General features: G+C 70.4%; 18 protein-coding genes. 12 read left to right on the top strand and 6 right to left on the bottom strand.

Annotated features, from left to right (window positions below; translation table 11 throughout):
- Positions 1-192 precede the first annotated feature (192 nt).
- Genes rpmB through rpsN form a run of 3 tightly spaced genes read left to right on the top strand, consistent with a single transcriptional unit; the run spans position 193 to position 909 of the window.
- Positions 193-429 (top strand): 50S ribosomal protein L28, encoded by a 237-nt coding sequence (gene rpmB / locus LPW41_RS00710; protein ID WP_055832508.1) that lies wholly within the window; start codon positions 193-195, stop codon positions 427-429.
- Positions 429-599 (top strand): 50S ribosomal protein L33, encoded by a 171-nt coding sequence (rpmG, locus tag LPW41_RS00705; protein WP_013584775.1) that lies wholly within the window; start codon positions 429-431, stop codon positions 597-599. Before rpmB ends, rpmG begins: the two co-directional genes overlap by 1 nt.
- A 4-nt stretch (positions 600-603) precedes the next feature.
- Positions 604-909 (top strand): 30S ribosomal protein S14, encoded by a 306-nt coding sequence (gene rpsN / locus LPW41_RS00700; protein WP_022878196.1) that lies wholly within the window; start codon positions 604-606, stop codon positions 907-909.
- Between the two features lie 61 nt (positions 910-970).
- Here the strand turns inward: rpsN and LPW41_RS00695 are convergent, their stop codons facing one another.
- Positions 971-2,428 carry a response regulator transcription factor gene (locus tag LPW41_RS00695; protein WP_154097094.1) on the bottom strand — a complete coding sequence of 486 codons (1,458 nt, stop codon included), beginning with the start codon at positions 2,426-2,428 and terminating at the stop codon, positions 971-973.
- A gap of 410 nt (positions 2,429-2,838) precedes the next feature.
- On the opposite strand from LPW41_RS00695, the gene LPW41_RS00690 reads away from it, so the two are divergent.
- Together LPW41_RS00690 and LPW41_RS00685 are read left to right on the top strand one after the other, a co-directional pair.
- Positions 2,839-3,126: an HU family DNA-binding protein gene (locus LPW41_RS00690; RefSeq protein ID WP_013584778.1), complete on the top strand. Its 288-nt coding sequence runs from the start codon at positions 2,839-2,841 to the stop codon at positions 3,124-3,126.
- Positions 3,127-3,203: 77 nt separating this feature from the next.
- Positions 3,204-5,189 carry a cytochrome c oxidase assembly protein gene (locus LPW41_RS00685; protein WP_144831300.1) on the top strand — a complete coding sequence of 662 codons (1,986 nt, stop codon included), beginning with the start codon at positions 3,204-3,206 and terminating at the stop codon, positions 5,187-5,189.
- 6 nt (positions 5,190-5,195) lie between these two features.
- On the opposite strand, the gene LPW41_RS00680 is transcribed toward LPW41_RS00685, so the two are convergent.
- Entirely contained in the window at positions 5,196-6,281 is a 1,086-nt protein-coding gene (locus tag LPW41_RS00680) for a hypothetical protein (protein ID WP_144831303.1), read from the bottom strand.
- Positions 6,282-6,323: 42 nt separating this feature from the next.
- Positions 6,324-7,154: an NAD(P)/FAD-dependent oxidoreductase gene (locus tag LPW41_RS00675; RefSeq protein ID WP_144831306.1), complete on the bottom strand. Its 831-nt coding sequence runs from the start codon at positions 7,152-7,154 to the stop codon at positions 6,324-6,326.
- Positions 7,155-7,204: 50 nt separating this feature from the next.
- On the opposite strand from LPW41_RS00675, the gene LPW41_RS00670 reads away from it, so the two are divergent.
- Positions 7,205-7,684, top strand: a complete 480-nt coding sequence (locus LPW41_RS00670; protein ID WP_144831309.1) for a MerR family transcriptional regulator — start codon at positions 7,205-7,207, stop codon at positions 7,682-7,684.
- 9 nt (positions 7,685-7,693) lie between these two features.
- Positions 7,694-9,067, top strand: a complete 1,374-nt coding sequence (locus tag LPW41_RS00665) for an ATP-dependent RecD-like DNA helicase (RefSeq protein ID WP_144831311.1) — start codon at positions 7,694-7,696, stop codon at positions 9,065-9,067.
- 3 nt (positions 9,068-9,070) lie between these two features.
- Here LPW41_RS00665 and LPW41_RS00660 read toward each other — a convergent pair whose 3' ends face one another.
- On the bottom strand, positions 9,071-9,724 hold the full coding sequence (locus tag LPW41_RS00660; protein ID WP_144831314.1) for a heme oxygenase (biliverdin-producing): 654 nt from the start codon (positions 9,722-9,724) through the stop codon (positions 9,071-9,073).
- A gap of 186 nt (positions 9,725-9,910) precedes the next feature.
- Here LPW41_RS00660 and LPW41_RS00655 point away from each other — a divergent pair, with 186 nt between their 5' ends.
- The 5 genes from LPW41_RS00655 to LPW41_RS00635 all read left to right on the top strand — a co-directional run bounded on the left by LPW41_RS00655 (position 9,911) and on the right by LPW41_RS00635 (position 15,148).
- Positions 9,911-11,182: a serine hydrolase gene (locus LPW41_RS00655; RefSeq protein WP_144831317.1), complete on the top strand. Its 1,272-nt coding sequence runs from the start codon at positions 9,911-9,913 to the stop codon at positions 11,180-11,182.
- Between the two features lie 7 nt (positions 11,183-11,189).
- Positions 11,190-12,098 (top strand): DMT family transporter, encoded by a 909-nt coding sequence (locus LPW41_RS00650; protein WP_154097096.1) that lies wholly within the window; start codon positions 11,190-11,192, stop codon positions 12,096-12,098.
- A gap of 71 nt (positions 12,099-12,169) precedes the next feature.
- Entirely contained in the window at positions 12,170-12,499 is a 330-nt protein-coding gene (locus LPW41_RS00645) for a DUF3140 domain-containing protein (RefSeq protein WP_144831323.1), read from the top strand.
- Between the two features lie 81 nt (positions 12,500-12,580).
- Entirely contained in the window at positions 12,581-13,579 is a 999-nt protein-coding gene (gene corA / locus LPW41_RS00640; protein WP_144831326.1) for a magnesium/cobalt transporter CorA, read from the top strand.
- Between the two features lie 60 nt (positions 13,580-13,639).
- Positions 13,640-15,148: an amino acid permease gene (locus LPW41_RS00635; protein WP_154097097.1), complete on the top strand. Its 1,509-nt coding sequence runs from the start codon at positions 13,640-13,642 to the stop codon at positions 15,146-15,148.
- 163 nt (positions 15,149-15,311) lie between these two features.
- Here LPW41_RS00635 and LPW41_RS00630 read toward each other — a convergent pair whose 3' ends face one another.
- Both LPW41_RS00630 and LPW41_RS00625 read right to left on the bottom strand, forming a co-directional pair.
- Positions 15,312-16,493, bottom strand: coding sequence for a 4-hydroxybenzoate 3-monooxygenase (locus tag LPW41_RS00630; protein ID WP_230703850.1), 1,182 nt, complete (start codon positions 16,491-16,493; stop codon positions 15,312-15,314).
- Between the two features lie 143 nt (positions 16,494-16,636).
- Positions 16,637-17,389 (bottom strand): IclR family transcriptional regulator, encoded by a 753-nt coding sequence (locus LPW41_RS00625; protein WP_144783919.1) that lies wholly within the window; start codon positions 17,387-17,389, stop codon positions 16,637-16,639.
- Positions 17,390-17,431: the final 42 nt, after the last annotated feature.

The raw sequence follows: 17,431 nt of genomic DNA, 5'->3' as shown, positions 1-17,431 counted from the left end.
AGCCCCCGGTCCCTCGACAGGCTCAGGGCGGGCACACCGCCCGTGCTAGACTGACCCCTTGTCTGCGCGCACTCCAGCACGCAGTTCGCATCCCTCTTCCCGATCCCGGCCTTCCGCCGTGCTCGGACGGGGTGCAGACAAGGGATCTTGGGTGGCACCGTCCGGTGTCACGGTACAGAAGGAGACATCACCATGGCAGCAGTGTGCCAGGTGACTGGAGCGGTTCCCGGCTTCGGTCACAACATCTCGCACTCGCACCGCCGGACGAAGCGCCGCTTCGACCCGAACGTGCAGAAGAAGACCTACTTCGTTCCGTCGCTGGGTCGCAACATCAAGCTCAACGTTTCGGCGAAGGGCATCAAGGTCATCGACGCTCGCGGCATCGAGTCCGTCGTCCGTGACCTGCAGGCGAAGGGCGTGAAGCTGTAATGGCGAAGAAGGCTCAGGACGTTCGTCCGATCATCAAGCTGCGTTCGACCGCGGGCACGGGGTACACCTACGTGACGCGCAAGAACCGCCGCAACAACCCCGACCGCATCGTGCTCAAGAAGTACGACCCCGTGGTCCGCAAGCACGTCGACTTCCGAGAGGAGCGCTAAGCACATGGCTAAGAAGAGCAAGATCGCGCGCAACGAGCAGCGCAAGGTCGTCGTCGAGCGCTACGCCGCGAAGCGCGCCGAGCTGAAGAAGACCCTGGTCGACCCCAACGCGACCGACGAGGCCCGCGAGGCCGCCCGCGTGGGTCTGCAGAAGCTCCCCCGCAACGCGTCGCCCGCGCGCGTGCGCAGTCGCGACGTCATCGACGGCCGCCCCCGTGGCGTCCTCACGAAGTTCGGCGTCTCGCGCGTCCGCTTCCGTGACATGGCCCACCGTGGCGAGCTGCCCGGTGTGACCAAGTCGTCCTGGTAAGCACCAGACACCTGTCCGAAGGGCGGGGGTTCCCGAAAGGGGCCTCCGCCCTTCGGCGTTCTCAGGCGCGGACGCCCGAGAGCTGCTCGATCGCCTCGGTGCGTCCGCTCACGCCGAGCTTGAGGTAGATCGAGCGCACCTGGCTCTTCACGGTGTTCACCGACACCCCTCTGGCGTGCGCGATCTCGGCGAGGCTCAGCGAGGAGTGCAACTGCGAGACCAGGTCGCGCTCGGTGGGGGTCAGGCGCAGAGGCGGATCGAGGGGGCGGTCGGTGCCGTCGTCGCCGGGGGCCGCCACGAGTGCGATGGTGCGCGTGAGCTCCGGCAGCATCGCGGCGAGGTCGGGCCGCGCCCCCGCCACGGCCTCGACCAACTCCATCGTCTCGTCGCGCGGGAGCATCGAGAACGTCGTCGCCCAGGTGCCCGTCTGCGCCATGATCAGCAGCGCCGCCTCGACGCTCTGGCGCGCGCGACGGTCGTCGCCGAGACGGTTCCACGCGAGGGCCCGACCCAGCAGCACGGGCATGAGGGTGCGCAGGCAGTGATCGGTCTCGGATGCCACGCAGGCGTCGGTCTCGCGCAGCAGATCGCGCTCGCGACCCAGTTGCAGCAGGGCCGCGGAGCGCTGCATCGAGAAGCAGACGCCGTGGCCCTGCGGGTTGCGGTACGGCTCGAGGATGGCGAGGGCCTGCAGGGGGTCGCCCTGGGCGACGTAGATATCCGACAGGATGCTGACGACGAACGACCGCACCATGCGGTGGCTCTCGTGGCTGCCGCTCGAGTGCAGCAGCTGCCGCGCTCCGGCGCGTGCGCCGCCGAAGTCGCGACGAAGCAGCTGCACCATGATCTCGGCCGCCCGTGCGGTGTAGACCGCGTACGGGTTGTCGGCGAAGGCCTCGTCGAGCACCCGCGGGATGCGCGCGAGCCGCTCGATGTCGAGGCTCGCGGCCGAGGTGAGGATCTCGGCCAGCAGCAGAATGTACGCCTGCTCCTGACGCGGCCAGCCGTGCTCGGCGAAGAGCCGATCGGCGGCCTGTCGAGACGACTCCGCCGCCTCGAACTCGCCGTTGATGGCGTGCCCGAGCGACATCACCGTCAGCGCCCGGTAGCGCAGCGCCGGAGCGTCGGCGAACAGCAGCGCCTCGGCGCCGAAGCGCGTCGCGACCTGGGGCCAGCCGAGCGCCGCGCAGTATTCGCCGACGCTGGTGTACAGCAGGGCGCGGGCTCCCGATGACAGGGCGGCGGGGCGCAGCAGGCGCACGTCGTCGAAGTACCGGCGCACCACCGTGGTCCCCTCGGCGAGGGCGTCGCGGCGCGCGTGAGCCGACAGGAGGGCGGCGACGGTCAGGGCGCGCTCGTCGGTCCAGACCGGCGGGGGCTCGGGGAAGTCCGCCTCGGCGAGCAGGGCGAGGTGCCGCGACAGGGGGACGCCGTGGCCCGGCGCCAGGCGCTGGGCGGTCGACAGTGCCGCGGCGCGGAACGCCGCGCGCGCGTCGACGGAAGACGGGGTTCCGGGCATGACGACTCCAAAGGATCAGCCCCCGCGGGGTCGGGTCGCTACGCGGTCGTCTCCTCGCGGATGAGATGCCCGAAATCATATGTCGCATGCTCTCGGTCGGCTTCGGCCCCATCCCCCGCGGCGCGCTCCGACCTCGACAGGACACCCGTCGGATCGCCCGCGGGCGCCTGGGCTTTCACCTCTCGCGAGTGGCGGGATGGGGAAAGGCCGTCGCGCACGGGCCTCTCGCGCCCCGTCAGCCCCTCCCTCACCGCGACACGCCGTTGAGAATGGCGTGAAATCCGTCAAGTTCCGCGTAATTCCGCGGTTCGGTTGATACTGTCGAGGCGGTCTCCCGACCAACGGGGAGGTTTTCCTCCCCGTCCGCGTAACGAGAGGCGACCCGCGTGGTCGTCTGGAGGACAAACCACATGGCCGACAAGTCCATCACCAAGACCGAGCTCGTCGCGAGCATCGCCAGCGCGACCGGGCAGAGCCAGTCCGCCGTGTCGGGCGTGCTCGACTCCCTCTTCTCCACCGTCTCCGAGGCGGTCGCCAAGGGCAGCAAGGTCTCGATCCCCGGTTGGATCGCCTTCGAGCAGGTCGCGACCTCGGCGCGCACCGGCCGCAACCCGCAGACGGGTGAGGAGATCTCCATCCCCGCCGGCAAGCGCGTCAAGGTGACCGCTGGCTCCAAGCTCAAGGCCGCCGTCAAGTAATTCGACCGCGAGTCGTCGAGGGGGGATGCCACACGGCATCCCCCCTTCGTCGTCCCCGGGCGACGTAGGCTGGACAGGTGAATCCCCGGCTTCTCCGTGTCGCGGGACCCGTCATCCTGATCGCGGTCTCGCTCATCGCCGTCGTCGCGGGACTCGCCTACGGCGGTGGAGCCGCCGCACCCCAACTCGCCGACCCGGGTCCGGTGGTGCGCTGGGGGCTCCCCATTGCCACCGTCGTGGTCAATCTGTCGGCCGCGACACTCGTCGGCTCGCTCGTGCTGGCGCTCTTCGCCCTGCCTGCGGGGGAGCGACCGTTCGAGATCGCCCTCGACACGGCATCCATCGGAGCCGCCGTCTTCACCGTCGCCGCGGCCGCAACGGGCTACATGACGTTCCTCAACGTCCTCAACGCCAAGCCCACCCTCGACGCCGTCTTCGGGCAGCAGCTCGGTCGCTTCCTGGTCGAGAGTCCGCTCGGGCAGGCGTGGCTGCTCACCACGATCGCCGGCGCGGTGCTGACCGTGCTGACCTTCGCCGTGCGGTCGTGGGTTCCGACCCTGCTGGTCGCGATCCTCTCTCTCGCCGCGCTGGTGCCGATGGGCACGCAGGGCCACGCGGGCGATGAGGCCAGCCACGACGCCGCCGTCATCTCGCTCGTGCTGCACCTGATGGCCGCGGCCGTCTGGCTCGGTGGCCTGGTGCTGCTCGTGATCGTTCGCCCCGCGATGTCGCGCACGCAGCTGCAGACGACGATGCTGCGCTACTCCTCGCTCGCGCTGGTCGCCTTCGTCGTGGTCGCCGTGTCGGGCACCGTGCGCGCCTCGATCGGGCTGCTGGGGCTGCAGAATCTCTGGTCGGCGTACGGCGTGCTCGTGCTGGTGAAGGTCTTCGCCCTCGTCGCGATGGGCGTGCTGGGCGCCTGGTACCGCCGCCGCCTGATCTCGCGCATGGCGGATGAGAACGGCTCGCGCCGCTTCTGGGGCGTCGTCTCGCTCGAGTTGGTGTTCATGGGCATCGCCAGCGGTGTGGCCGCCGCTCTCGCCCGCACGCCCCCGCCGGTCGAGGCGCCGCTGGTCGGGCAGACGCCCGCCGAGGTGCTCACCGGCGCCCCGCTGCCGCCCGAGCTGACCCTCGAGCGCTGGTTCACGGCGTGGAACGTCGATCTGCTGTGGACATTCGTCGTGGCGTTCGCGCTGTTCTTCTACCTCGCCGGCGTTTGGCGTCTGCTGCGCCGCGGCGACCGCTGGCCCATCCACCGCACGGTGCTGTGGTGCCTGGGCATGCTCTCGGTGTTCTGGGTGACCTCGGGTCCGATCAACGTGTACCAGGACTACCTGTTCAGCATGCACATGATCGGGCACATGCTGCTGTCGATGGCGATCCCGCTCATGCTCGTGGCGGGTGCCCCGGTGTCGCTCGCGGCGCGGGCGATCCGCAAGCGCGACGACGGATCCCGCGGCGGTCGCGAGTGGATCCTCTGGGCCGTGCACAACCCGGTCGCCAAGGTGCTGACCAACCCCTACGTCGCCGCAGGCCTGTTCATCGGCTCGCTGTGGGGCTTCTACTACACCGACCTCTTCCGCTGGTCGCTGTACGACCACGTCGGCCACATCTGGATGGTCGCGCACTTCCTCATCACGGGATACCTGTTCGTGCTGAGCCTGATCGGCATCGACCCGGTGCCGTACCGCCTGCCGTACCCGATGCGCCTGCTCGTGCTCATCGCGATCATGGCGATGCACGCCTTCTTCGGCATCGCGATCATGATGAACTCCGGCCTCATGGTCGCGGAGTGGTTCGGCGCGATGGGCCGCACATGGGGCGCCACACCGCTGGAGGATCAATACGTCGGCGGTGGAGTCGCGTGGTCGGTCGGCGAGATCCCCACGCTCGTCCTCGCGATCACCGTCGCGATCCAGTGGAGCCGCAGCGACGAGCGCCACCAGAAGCGCCGTGACCGCCACGTCGACCGCGTGGGCGACGTCGAGCTCGACCAGTACAACGAGGAGCTCGCGCGGCTGGCCGCCCGCGACGCCCGCGTCGCCGCCCGCGGCGGCAGCTGAGCGGGGTCAGTCCGACCCGGTTCCGCCTCCGACGAGGATCGACGCCGACCCGTCGGGCAGCACGCTGATCTGCCCGTCGACGCGGAAGGCGATGTCTTCGCTGACCGTGCGCACCGAGCCGTCGAAGATCGAGCGCACGTCGACGTCGATGTGCGCCACTGCCTTGGCCGAGGGGATGCGCCAGCCCGCGCCGTCGGGCACGACCGTCACGACGGGCTGCTGCACGATCGACCAGGTGGGTGCGTCGTCGATGCGGTTGCGCACCGTGTAACCGAACGGGCAGCCGGTGGGCTGCAGCACCTGCTGCTGCGTGCAGGCCGAGAGGAAGTCTTCGACCCGCTGCTGCACCACGTCGATGAACTGTTCGGTGGGCTGCGCCTGCACCGACACCGGGATGCCGGCCAGCGGCGCGTCGGCGAGCACGGCGACACCCGGGGTCGACGAGATCGCGGTGTCGACGGCGACCGAGTACAGCCCCGGCGAGAAGACGAGCAGGGGGAGGGATGCCGAGGGGTCGGCGTCGGCACCGTCGATCGACACCTGCCGCTTGTCGACCTCGAAGCCGTTCACCGAGAAGCGCATCGACCCCTGCACCGACAGGTTCATGACCGACAGGGGGCTGCGGGCGAAGCGCCACCGCGGCAGGAGGCTCGATCCGGTGTCGTGGGCGACGGTGAAGGTGGTCGTACCGGTGTAGCCGCCGGCGGAGTACGACACCGTCACGAGCGTGTCGTCTCCGTCGACTTCTTCGCCGGTGATCTCGGCATCCGTCAACGTCGTCAGCACGTCGGGGCGCAGCAGCGCCTCGGATGACGTGGCCGGAAGCCCCGCCGCCTCGAGCTCGGCGGAATCGACCACGACGCCGGGTACGGCCAGCGCCTCGGGGGTGCGGTGCTCCTGCAGCAGTTCGAGGTAGTGCAGCACGAACGCCCGGGGGCTGTAGAAGTCGCGGTACAGGGACGCTGCTCCCGCCCCGAGGGCGGCGACCAACAGCACGCCGATGAGGACCATCGCGGGGATCTCGAGCCGATGGCGCACGCGCGCACCCCGAACGCCCTCGGGCGTCGCGGGGCCCCCGCCTGCGTTGTCCACGGTCCCAGTGTAGAAAGCCCTCCTGCGAAGGTGCCCCGCGCGTCAGTCCATGACGAGGGACTGCACCACCGCGACCGCGGCGAGCTGCCCGCCCGCAATGGCCGCGGCGAGCGAGAACAGGGGACCGGGCAGGTGATCGGGGTGCGCGATGTCGCCCACGGCGTACACGCCCTCGACGCTGGTGCGTCCGAACGGATCGGTACGGGCCGCCCCCGACTCTTGTCGCTCGACCCCCAGGGCATCGAGCAGGTCGCTGCGCGAGCGCCATACGGGGGCCACGAAGGCGCCGGCGACCTCGAGGGCACGGTCGGTCAGGTGCAGCACGAGACCGTCGTCGGAGCCCTCGACCTCGCGCACCTCGGCGGGATCGATGACGTGCACCGCGGATGCCACGGGCTCGAGCATGCGCGCCAGCATGCCCGCGTGGGCCGTCGCGTTGATCACCGCGACCGGGCGCCCGGCGAACTCGTGGCCGTGGCAGAAGGGGCAGTTGGCGACGGTATCTCCCCAGTGCTCCGCGAGACCGGGGATCGGCGGGAGCTCGTCGGTCACCCCCGTGGCGAGGATCACCGCGTGCGTACGGAGACGCTCGTCGCCGACGGTGACCGTGAGGGAGCCCTCGTCGCGCGCGACGGCGGCGGCCGCGGCATCCCGGATCTCGACCGTGTCGTACGCGGCGATCTCGGCGCGGGCGATGCGCCGGAGCTCGGCAGGGTCGCGTCCGTCGTTGGTGAGGAGGTTGTGCGCGTGGCGCACGGTGGAGTTGCGGTACGTGCCCGCGTCGAGCAGCAGGGTGCGCCGGTGCATGCGGCCGAGGGTGAGAGCCGCCTGCAGCCCGGCGGGGCCGCCGCCGATGATGATCGCGTCGTACATGAGGAGTCCTTCCGCTTGCGTTCGCCTCCATCGTGTGACTTCATGTCGACATGAAGTCAAGCGCGGCGGTCGAGTCCATCGGAGAGACGGCGGCGAGGTTCGGCCTCGAGACGCACGTGCTGCGGCACTGGGAGGACGAAGGGCTGCTCCGTCCCGTCCGCGACGCGGCCGGCCGGCGGCGCTACGGCGACGACGACAGCGTGCGCGTGGCGGTGATCTTGCGCAACAAGGCGGCGGGCATGTCGCTCGAGCAGATCCGCGTGCTGCTCGACGAGGGGGCGCACGACCGGCACCGCGTGCTCGAGGAGCACGTGGCCGAGCTCGACCGCCGCGCCGCCGACATCGCACAGGCCCGCGCGATGACCGAACACGCGCTGCGCTGCCGCGCGCACGACATCACCGCGTGCCCGCGCTTCCGCAGCCACGTCGCCGACGTGCTGTCGGGCGAGGCCCGGTGGTTGTTGGCCACGACCGAGCCGATGGGCGGGCCCATCCCCAGCCCGCCGACCGAGGCGACGCGCGCGAACTAGCATGAACCGGTGACCACGCCGCCCCTCTCCGCCGAGCAGCAGGCGCTGTTCCGGCTGATCGAGGACACGCGCGAGCACGTCTTCGTCACGGGCCGCGCGGGCACGGGCAAGTCGACGCTGCTGCAGCACCTGGCGTGGAACACCAAGAAGCAGATCGCCGTGTGCGCGCCCACCGGCGTCGCCGCCCTCAACGTCGAGGGCCAGACGATCCACTCGCTGTTCCGCCTGCCGATCGGGCTCATCGCCAACGGCGACATCGACCAGAACGACGCGACCCGCAAGCTCCTCAACGCCATCGACACCCTCGTGATCGACGAGATCTCGATGGTCAACGCCGACCTCATGGACGCTATCGACCGCTCGCTGCGGCAGGCGCGAGGGCGCCGTGCCGAGCCGTTCGGCGGCACGCAGATCGTCATGTTCGGCGACCCGTACCAGCTCGCCCCGGTCCCGCCGCGGGGCGACGAGATGCGCTACATCCAGGACCACTACCGCTCGTTCTGGTTCTTCGACGCCAAGGTGTGGTCGGGGGAGTCGGCCAGCGACGGCCTCATCGACATCGGCCGGCACGGCGCAGACCTGCACGTCAACGAGCTCGTCGAGATCCACCGGCAGTCCGACCCGGGGTTCAAGCAGCTGCTCAACGCCGTGCGGTACGGGCGGGTGACGGCCGAGATGGCCGGCATCCTGAACACCGCCGGAGCCCGCACCCCTCCGCATCCGGCCGACGGCGAGCACCCGATCATCACGCTCGCGACCCGCAACGACCGGGTCAACACCATCAACCGCAAGCACCTCGACGAGCTCATCGGCCGCACGCAGACCGCCAACGCCGAGATCTCGGGCGACTTCGGCCGGGGCGAGGCCAACTACCCGGCCGAGATGGAGCTGACGCTCAAGGTCGGCGCGCAGGTGATGTTCCTGCGCAACGACGCGGCGCAGTTCGGCGAGGCGCCGCGCTGGGTGAACGGCACGATCGGCACGGTCACGCGCATCGCGGGCGACAGCGTGCGGGTCGAGGTCGACGGCATCGAGCACGACGTCGAACCGGCCGTGTGGGAGAGGTACCGGTACGCCTACGACCCCGGAACGAAGAACCTCTCGCGTGAGATCGTCGCCGAGTTCACCCAGTTCCCGCTGCGCCTGGCCTGGGCCGTGACCATCCACAAGTCGCAGGGCAAGACCTACGACCGCGCCGTCGTCGATCTCGGTGCGGGGGCCTTCGCGCCCGGGCAGACCTACGTCGCGCTCAGCCGGCTGACCTCGCTCGAGGGGCTCTACCTCACGCGCCCGCTGCGCCCGAGCGACATCCGCGTCGACGAAGACGTGCGCCGCTTCATGAAGCAGGCGTGGCTGGCGCGGCAGGACGCCGCGAAGGCGTGAGCCTCAGGCGACGCGCGAGCGCTTCGCGCGCGTGAGGTCGGCGAACAGCTCGGTCGTGAAGCGGTACGCGACCAGCACCTCGGCGATCACGCGCTCCTTCTCGTCGTCGTCCCAGGGTGCCGCGTCGAGCTGCTCCCGGTAGACGCTCTTGAAGGCCTTGGGATCGGCGATGTCGCCGAAGAGCAGGAAGCCGATGCCGTTGGTCTCGAACCCGAACCGCCGCTGCATGAGACGCCCGATCGACGGCCCGCCCGAGAGGTCGCCGACGAAGCGCGTGTAGTGGTGCGCGACGAAGCCGCCCGGCCAGGTCGCCGCGACGCGACGGATGCGCGAGACGTAGGCCTGCGTGGTCGGCAAGGGGGCGATGCGGTCGCGCCAGTCGGGGCCGAGGAGGAAGGCCAGGTCGGCCTCGAGCGCGGGCAGTCGCGAGTGGGTCCCGGTGAGGAACACGGATGCCACAGGGTCGGTCCGCAGGTGAATCGCGGCCTCTTCGAGCGCGGCGTAGATGAACCAGTGCTGCGCGATCAGCGCGATGTAGTCGTCGCGCGTTCCCGACCCGGTGAGCAGCTCGGTCACGAATCCGTCGCACTCGCGGGTGGAGTGCGCGCCGCTGGAGCGCTCGCGCAGGGCGGCGGAGAACGGGGCGACGGCGTTCATGCGGCCATCATACGCACAGGGTTAGGTTCGCCTAACCCTGATTTCGCCGGGAGTCGCCCCGGTCACGGCCCGTTCGTGATGCAGACGTGACGGCCCAGGAGCGCAAGGGCCCGATTCGCCCAGGTGCCGTGTGTTTGAATCGAGGGAGTACGCGCTTCGTCGTGCGCGGAAGTCCTGGGGGTACACATGCGGGGATGGCGTCGTCCTGCGGCCATCGCGATCGTGGGCGCGAGCGCGCTCGCCGCCCTGCTCAGCGGCTGCACCGCGCAGGGATCCGTGTCGATCGACGTTCCCGCCCAGGTCGAGGCCGCGCTGCCCGACGCGACGGTCTCCGAACTGCAAGACGCGGTGAACGCCGCGATGACCGCGACCGGCTCCACCGGCGCGATCGTCGGCGTGTGGGCGCCGTGGAGCGGCACCTGGGTCGCCGGTCTGGGCACGCAGGGGCCGGGCGGTGCCGCGGTGACCTCCGACATGGAGTTCCGCGCCACCGACGTCACACGCGCGATGACCTGCGACGTGCTCTACCGCCTCGCCGCCGACGGCACGCTGAACATGAGCGACCCGGTCACCACGTGGGTGAGCGGCGTTCCGGGCTACGAAGACATCACCCTGCGTCAGCTGTGCGACAGCACGTCGGGCCTGAACGCCTACACGCCGGTGCTGCAGGGCCTGCTCGCGAACAACCCCGATCGCGTGTGGAACCCCCGCGAGCTGATGGCCTACGGCATCGCCGGGCCGCGCCTGAACGAGCCCGGCGCCACGTTCGCCGACGTCGACACCAACTACGTCCTCGCCGGCCTCGCCGTCGAGCGCGCGACGGGTCAGTCGCTGACGGAGGCCATCGCCGAGCGCGTCACCGGACCGCTGGGGCTGAGCGCCACCGGTCTGCCCGCGCCCGCACCTGCCGCACCGGGGACGAACGCGCTCGAGGGCTACTGGTCGCAGCGCAACGCCGAGGGCGCATTCACCTGCACCGACCCGGCCGATTACACGGTGCTGTCGTCGAGCTTCGGCGGAGCCAACTCGGGCGCGGTGACCGACATCACCGATCTCGGGCGCTACGCCCAGGCGCTCGCCGCAGGGTCGCTCCTGCCGGCCGGTGACGACCGCTTCGCCACCCCCTACGCCGTCACCCCCGACAGCCCCACCTGGTTCACCGCCGCCGGCGGCGCCTACCAGGCCGGCTCGCTGATCGGACAGTACGGCGCGACCCCGGGCTACATCGTCGGAGCCTTCGCCGACCCGAAGACCGGAATGTCGGTCGCGGTCGTGCTGAACAACTCCGGCGGTGGCAAGAACTTCGGTGCCTGGCTCGCGTGGGAGCTCGCGGCGATCGCCTCGAAGGCCCCGGCGGCCCAGGGGCAGACCGCCCCCGAGGCGGGCCTGCCGTGGACCGCGCAGCAGATGCGCGACAACATCGCCGGCAACGCCATCTGCGCCCCTCCCGCCGGATGACCTCGACATGACCGCACGCGGCGGCCAGGGGTCGGCCGCGGCGCTGGTGTTCGCGGGCCTCGCCTGCCAAGAGGTCGGCGCCTCCTTCGCCGTCATGCTGTTCCCCGACACGGGGCCGCTCGGCATCGTCATGCTGCGCCTGGTGTTCTCGGCGCTCCTGCTGCTGCTCATCGCCCGGCCGCGGTGGCGCGGGCACACGGGATTCGCCTGGCGCTCGGTCGTCGGCTTCGGCGTCGTGCTCGCCGCCATGAACGGTCTCTTCTACCTCGCGCTCGAACGCCTGCCGCTCGGAGTCACCGTCACGATCGAGGTGCTCGGTCCGCTGACCCTGTCGATCCTCACGGCCACCGGCGCCGCGCGCTGGCTGTGGGCGGGGCTCGCGCTGGCGGGCGTGGTCGCCCTCGGCGCCGGAGGGTGGGACCGGCTCGACGCGCTCGGAGTGGTGTTCGCCCTCGGGGCCGCCGTCAGCTGGGCGCTGTACATCCTCGCCTCGGCCCGCGTGGGCCGGCAGTTCCCCCGCCTCGACGGCCTGGCCATCGCGATGACGGTCGGTGCGCTGATCGCGCTCCCGTTCGGCATCGTCCAGGCCGGCGCATCCCTGCTGCGCGTCGACATCCTCGCCCTCGGCGCGGCCGTCGCGCTGCTGTCGTCGACCATCCCCTACGCCCTCGAGCTCATCGCGCTGCGCCGGCTCGCGGCATCCGCCTTCGCGATCCTCATGAGCCTCGGCCCCGCCACGGCCTCGGTCGCCGGCTTCCTGCTGCTCGGCCAGCACCTGTCGTGGCTCGAGATCGTCGGGATCGCCCTCGTCATCGTCGCCAGCATCGGCGCGGTGCTCGCCGCCGCGCGCCGCAGCGCCGGGGCACGGCATCCGGGACCCGATGCCGATGAGCCGCTGAGCGAGCCCGTCGGCTGAGCGGATGCCACGCCCCGGGCGACCCGCGCAAGGGGGCGTTCGCGTCGAGGCCGGCTGGCGAGGATGACGCCATGAGCGACGACGACGACCAGACGAAGAAGGACTTCGACGAGGCGGTCAACATGACCGCGAGCGAGCTGAAGAGATGGCTCGACACCGACGAATCGAAATCCGTCGGGCAGAAGAAGAACGGCGGGGAGTCGACCGGGCACGAGAGCGGGCGGCACATCGTGCGCATCCTCGAGAAGAAGAAGGCCGACCTCACCGACGACGACTACGCGCACATGCGCAAGGTCGTCGGCTACGTCAAACGGCACAGCGCGCAGAAGCCCGACGGCGACATCACCGACACCGACTGGCGGTACTCGCTCATGAACTGGGGCAGCGACCCGAAGAAGTGAGCGCGGCGCAGGCCGTAGGGAGATCGTGAGGACCGGCGCCACGGGGGCCGTGCGCATAGGCATCCGGGGTACAACGGACTCATGCCCATCATCGACAGCGCCGTCTACGTCGACGGTCACCGCATCGAGAACCCGGCGAGCCTCGACCAGACCTTCGAATACATGGAGGCGCACGGGGGCATGGCCTGGATCGGGCTGCTGCGTCCCTCGCCCGAAGAGCTCGAGCGCGTCGCGGCCGAATTTTCGCTGCACCCGCTCGCCGTCGAGGACGCGCTCGCCGGGCACCAGCGCGCCAAGCTCGAGCGCTACGGCGGCAACCTCTTCGCGGTGCTGCGGCCCGCGCGCTACCTCGACGAGACCGAGACGATCGACTTCGGCGAGCTGCACGTATTCATCGGCTCCGACTACGTCGTGACGGTGCGTCACGCCGAGGTCCCCGACCTCTCGCAGGTGCGCAAGCGGCTCGAGCACAACCCCGACCTGCTCAAACGCGGTCCCGAAGCGGTGCTGTACGCGATCCTCGACGAGGTCGTCGACCAGTACGACCCCGTGGCGCGCGGTCTGCAGAATGACGTCGACGAGATCGAAGACGGCCTGTTCAGCTCGGGCGGCGCCGACCTCACGCAGCGCATCTACCAGCTCGCCCGCGAGGTCATCCACTTCCAGCGGGCCACCGAGCCGCTGCGCGACATGCTCGAGGCGCTCCTGCGCGGCTCCGACAAGTACGGCGTCGACATCGAGCTGCAGCGCTCGCTGCGCGACGTGCTCGACCACGTGCTGCGTCAGTGCGAGAAGCTCACGGCGTTGCGCGCGATCCTCGACAACGCGCTCACCGTCAACGCCACGCTCGTCACGCAGCGCCAGACCGACACCGCCCTCGAGCAGAACGAACAGGTCAAGAAGATCTCGGGGTGGGCGGCGATCCTGTTCGGTCCGTCGCTGGTGGGCGGGATCTACGGCATGAACTTCAAGAACATGCCCGAGCTCGACTGGACCTTCGGCTACCCGATGGCGCTCGCCCTGATGGCGGCGACCTCGTTCGGGCTCTGGCTCACGTTCAAGCGCAAGCACTGGCTCTGATCGCCCGACCCGCGCTTGTCGGATAGCCCGTTGCGCGAATCGAGTGGTTCGATGGGTGGCATGAACGACACCCCCTCGCGCCCCGGCGACCCCGTCGAGCCGACGACCACCTCGACCGTGCAGCTCGAGGACAGCGGCTACCACAAGCGCCTGACGTCGCGACAGGTGCAGATGATCGCCATCGGCGGTGCCATCGGAACGGGCCTGTTCCTCGGCGCCGGCGGCCGCCTCGCGCAGGCCGGCCCCGCGATCGTCCTCTCGTACGCGGTCTGCGGACTGTTCGCGTTCTTCATCCTCCGCGCGCTCGGCGAGCTGGTGCTGCACCGCCCGACGTCGGGCTCGTTCGTCTCGTACGCGCGCGAGTTCTTCGGCGAGAAGGCAGCGTTCGTGTCGGGCTGGTTCTACTGGATCAACTGGGCGACCACGACGATGGTCGACATCACCGCCGCGGCGCTCTACATGAACTTCTTCGGCAAGTACGTGCCCTGGATCGGGGCCGTTCCGCAGTGGGTGTGGGCCCTCGCCGCCCTCGTCACCGTGCTGGCCGTCAACCTCGTGTCGGTCAAGGTGTTCGGCGAGCTGGAGTTCTGGTTCGCGCTCATCAAGGTCGCCGCCCTCGTGGCGTTCCTGCTCGTGGGCATCTACTTCGTCGTATTCGGCACCCCCACGGGCGCCCCCACCGGGTTCTCGCTGATCGCCGACAACGGCGGGTTCTTCCCCAACGGCATCCTGCCCGCGATCATCCTCATGCAGGGCGTGGTGTTCGCGTACGCCTCGATCGAGCTGGTCGGCACCGCCGCCGGCGAGACCAAGAACCCCGAGAAGGTCATGCCCCGCGCGATCAACTCGGTGATCTTCCGCGTCGCGATCTTCTACGTCGGCTCGGTGCTGCTGCTGGCCCTGCTGCTGCCGTACACCGCGTACACGAAGGACGAGAGCCCGTTCGTGACGTTCTTCGGCTCGATCGGGGTGCCGGGCGTCGACGTGATCATGAACCTCGTCGTGCTGACGGCCGCGCTGTCGTCGCTGAACGCGGGGCTGTACTCCACCGGCCGCATCCTGCGCTCGATGGCGGTCGCGGGCTCGGCCCCCAAGTTCGCCGCGCGCATGAACAAGGCGGGCGTGCCCTACGGCGGCATCGCGATCACGGCGTTCGTCGCCCTGTTCGGCGTGGTGATCAACTTCGTGGCACCGAGCGACGCGTTCGAGACGGTGCTGAACGTCGCCGCCGTGGGCATCCTGGTCACCTGGGCGACCATCATGCTCTGCCAGATGAAGTTCAAGCGCCTCACCGACCGCGGCGAGCTGGTGCGCCCGGCCTTCCGGCTGTTCTGGGCGCCGTACACGGGATACGCGACCCTGCTGTTCCTCGCGGTCGTGCTCGTGCTGGTGTTCGTCGACTCCCCGCCGACCCTGCTGGTCGCGGTGCTCGCGAGCATCGCCATCACGATCGGCTGGTTCGCCTGCCGCAAGCGCATCGCGGCGCTCGCCGCCGAGCGCGAGGGCTTCACGGGCACGGTGCCGGTGGTGCCGAGCCCCTTCCCGACGGCGCGCGACACAAAGGACTGAGCCCGCGGGTTCTCGGTGCGGCGCTCGGACTTCGGCTCGGGCGCCGCACTCACGTGGGTGAGGCGTGTGTTGAGTGTCCAGAACGCGCCGCCGGGGCTCGAGCTCTGCGGCGTTTCTTGGACCCTCAACAGGGGGTGGTGGGGCGCCCGGGGCGGCGCGCGGGTCAGTCGGTGAAGGGCCAGCCGCAGTAGGCCTCGGCGAGGAAGGCGCGGCCGTGCTCCGACTCCACGACGGTGCGCAGTTCGCCGACCTGTCGTCGGCGGTCGAAGTCGGTGGCATCCGGAGCCACGTGCAGCAGGCTCGTCATCCACCACGAGAAGTGCTGGGCCTTCCAGATGCGCCGCAGGGCCTTCTCGGGGTAGGTGTCGAGGCCCCGCTCATCGCCCTCGAGCAGCAGGCGCCGCAGGGCGTCGGCGAGCAGGCGCACGTCGGCGATGGCGAGATTCATCCCCTTCGCGCCGGTGGGCGGCACGGTGTGCGCGGCGTCTCCGACGAGGGTGACGCGGCCGCGGCGCAGCTCGTGCGCGACGAAGCTACGGAAGCGCAGCACGTCGCGCTGGAAGATCGGCCCCTGCTTCAGCGTCGTTCCGGGCACGCGCTTCTGCAGTTCGTCCCACAGCTGCTCCTCGCTGAAGGCCGCCGTGTCGGTGTCGGGGGCGCACTGGAAGTACATGCGCTGCACGGTGTCGGAGCGCTGGCTGACCAGCGCGAAGCCGTCGGGCGAGTTGCTGTAGATGAGCTCGTCGGCGCTCGGCGGCGCTTCGCACAGAATGCCGAACCACGCGAACGGGTACTCGCGGAAGAACCCGCCCTGGCTCGATCCCGACACGGTGGCCCGGGCGATGCTCCGCGACCCGTCGGAGCCCACGACGAACTCCGCCTCGATCTCGAACGGCTGCCCGTCGGCGTCGCGGGCGATCACGCGCGGGCTCGAGGTCTCGGCATCCGCGATGCCCTCGGCGGTGACGCCGAAACGCAGGTCCTGACCGGCCGCGAGGCGCGCGGCGACCAGGTCTTTCAGCACCTCGTGCTGCGGGTACAGCCACACGGCGCGGCCGACGGATGCCGCGAAGTCGATGCGGTGGCCCTCTCCCTCGAAGCGCAGCTCGATGCCGTCGTGACGGTGGCCCACGGTGCGGGCGCGCGAGTGCGCACCGAGGGTGTCGAGCAGTTCGACGGTGCCCTGCTCGAGGATTCCGGCGCGGATGGTGCTCTCGATCTCGTCGCGGGAGCGCTGGTCGATCACGACCGAGGCGATGCCGGCCTCGTCGAGAAGGTGCGAGAGCAGGAGCCCCGCGGGGCCGGCGCCGATGATGGCGACCCGGGTGCGGACGGTGGTGGTCATGGCGTCTCCTTCGACGGTGGCTGTGTCGATCGTGCGCGCTGCAGGGGTCGGCTCGCTCCATCACTCCCATTCATCGGGACGTCGCGAGTCCACCTCCCTGGGCGCTCAACGGGGAGGTGGAGCGCGCGCGCGGAGGCGGTGGGTCAGCGGCGGTAGCCCAGAGCGCGCTCGGTGTCACGGGCCGCGCGGTGCAGCTCGACGAGGGCGAACTGGGTCTCGGCGTCGCGCGGGAGCACGGCCGAGAGGGCGGCGATGACCGCCCCGGTCTCATCGCGCACGGGCACCGCGACGCCCGTCGAGACCTCGTCGACGTAACCGGGGGCGACGACCCGGCCGAGGGTGCGGATCTCGGCGAGGGTGCGGCGAAGCGCCGCGGGGTCGACGATCGTGTCGGCCGTGACCCGCGCGAGAGGGCCGGCGAGCACGCGCTCCTGCAGGTCGTGCGGGGCGAAGGCGAGCAGGACGAGTCCCGACGACGACGCGTGCAGGGGAAGGCGCCCGGCGACGCGGGTGATGTTCGCGCCGGAGTCGGGAGCGCTCAGTCGTTCGAGGAACAGCGCCTCATCCTGCTCGAGGATCGCGAGCTGAGTGTGCTCGCGCACGCGCTGCTGCACGCGTTCCATATAGGGCAGGGCCGCCTGGCGCAGGCGCAGCGCGTGCGACGAGCGGGTCGCCAGCTCCCACAGCCGCATGCCCACGCGCACGCGACGTTCGTCGTCGCGCTCGAGCAGACCGGCATCCACCAGCTCGTTCACGATCCGGTGCGCCGACGAGCTCGGCAGGCCCGCCCGACGACCGATGTCGGCCGTGGTCTGCGCGGTGCGCGTGGGGGTGAAGGTCTCGAGGATGCGCACGAGTCGATCGGTCACCGAATCGCCGGAGGGGGAGTTCGCCACGCCTCCACCCTGGCACGACTCCCATTCAGCGGGAACGCCTGG

This window comes from Microbacterium sp. JC 701, from assembly GCF_021026215.1.
Lineage (GTDB): Bacteria > Actinomycetota > Actinomycetes > Actinomycetales > Microbacteriaceae > Microbacterium > Microbacterium algihabitans.
Note: the sequence above shows the minus strand (reverse complement) of the source record. Positions and strands in the feature narration are given on the sequence as shown.

Coding starts and splice junctions, on each gene's coding strand:
- LPW41_RS00695 (WP_154097094.1), bottom strand. CDS start 2,428: ATGCCCGGAACCCCGTCTTCCGTCGACGCGCGCGCGGCGTTCCGCGCC.
- LPW41_RS00675 (WP_144831306.1), bottom strand. CDS start 7,154: ATGTACGACGCGATCATCATCGGCGGCGGCCCCGCCGGGCTGCAGGCG.
- LPW41_RS00655 (WP_144831317.1), top strand. CDS start 9,911: ATGCGGGGATGGCGTCGTCCTGCGGCCATCGCGATCGTGGGCGCGAGC.
- LPW41_RS00630 (WP_230703850.1), bottom strand. CDS start 16,493: ATGACCACCACCGTCCGCACCCGGGTCGCCATCATCGGCGCCGGCCCC.
- LPW41_RS00635 (WP_154097097.1), top strand. CDS start 13,640: ATGAACGACACCCCCTCGCGCCCCGGCGACCCCGTCGAGCCGACGACC.
- LPW41_RS00660 (WP_144831314.1), bottom strand. CDS start 9,724: ATGAACGCCGTCGCCCCGTTCTCCGCCGCCCTGCGCGAGCGCTCCAGC.
- rpmG (WP_013584775.1), top strand. CDS start 429: ATGGCGAAGAAGGCTCAGGACGTTCGTCCGATCATCAAGCTGCGTTCG.
- LPW41_RS00690 (WP_013584778.1), top strand. CDS start 2,839: ATGGCCGACAAGTCCATCACCAAGACCGAGCTCGTCGCGAGCATCGCC.
- rpsN (WP_022878196.1), top strand. CDS start 604: ATGGCTAAGAAGAGCAAGATCGCGCGCAACGAGCAGCGCAAGGTCGTC.
- corA (WP_144831326.1), top strand. CDS start 12,581: ATGCCCATCATCGACAGCGCCGTCTACGTCGACGGTCACCGCATCGAG.
- rpmB (WP_055832508.1), top strand. CDS start 193: ATGGCAGCAGTGTGCCAGGTGACTGGAGCGGTTCCCGGCTTCGGTCAC.
- LPW41_RS00670 (WP_144831309.1), top strand. CDS start 7,205: ATGAAGTCAAGCGCGGCGGTCGAGTCCATCGGAGAGACGGCGGCGAGG.
- LPW41_RS00645 (WP_144831323.1), top strand. CDS start 12,170: ATGAGCGACGACGACGACCAGACGAAGAAGGACTTCGACGAGGCGGTC.
- LPW41_RS00650 (WP_154097096.1), top strand. CDS start 11,190: ATGACCGCACGCGGCGGCCAGGGGTCGGCCGCGGCGCTGGTGTTCGCG.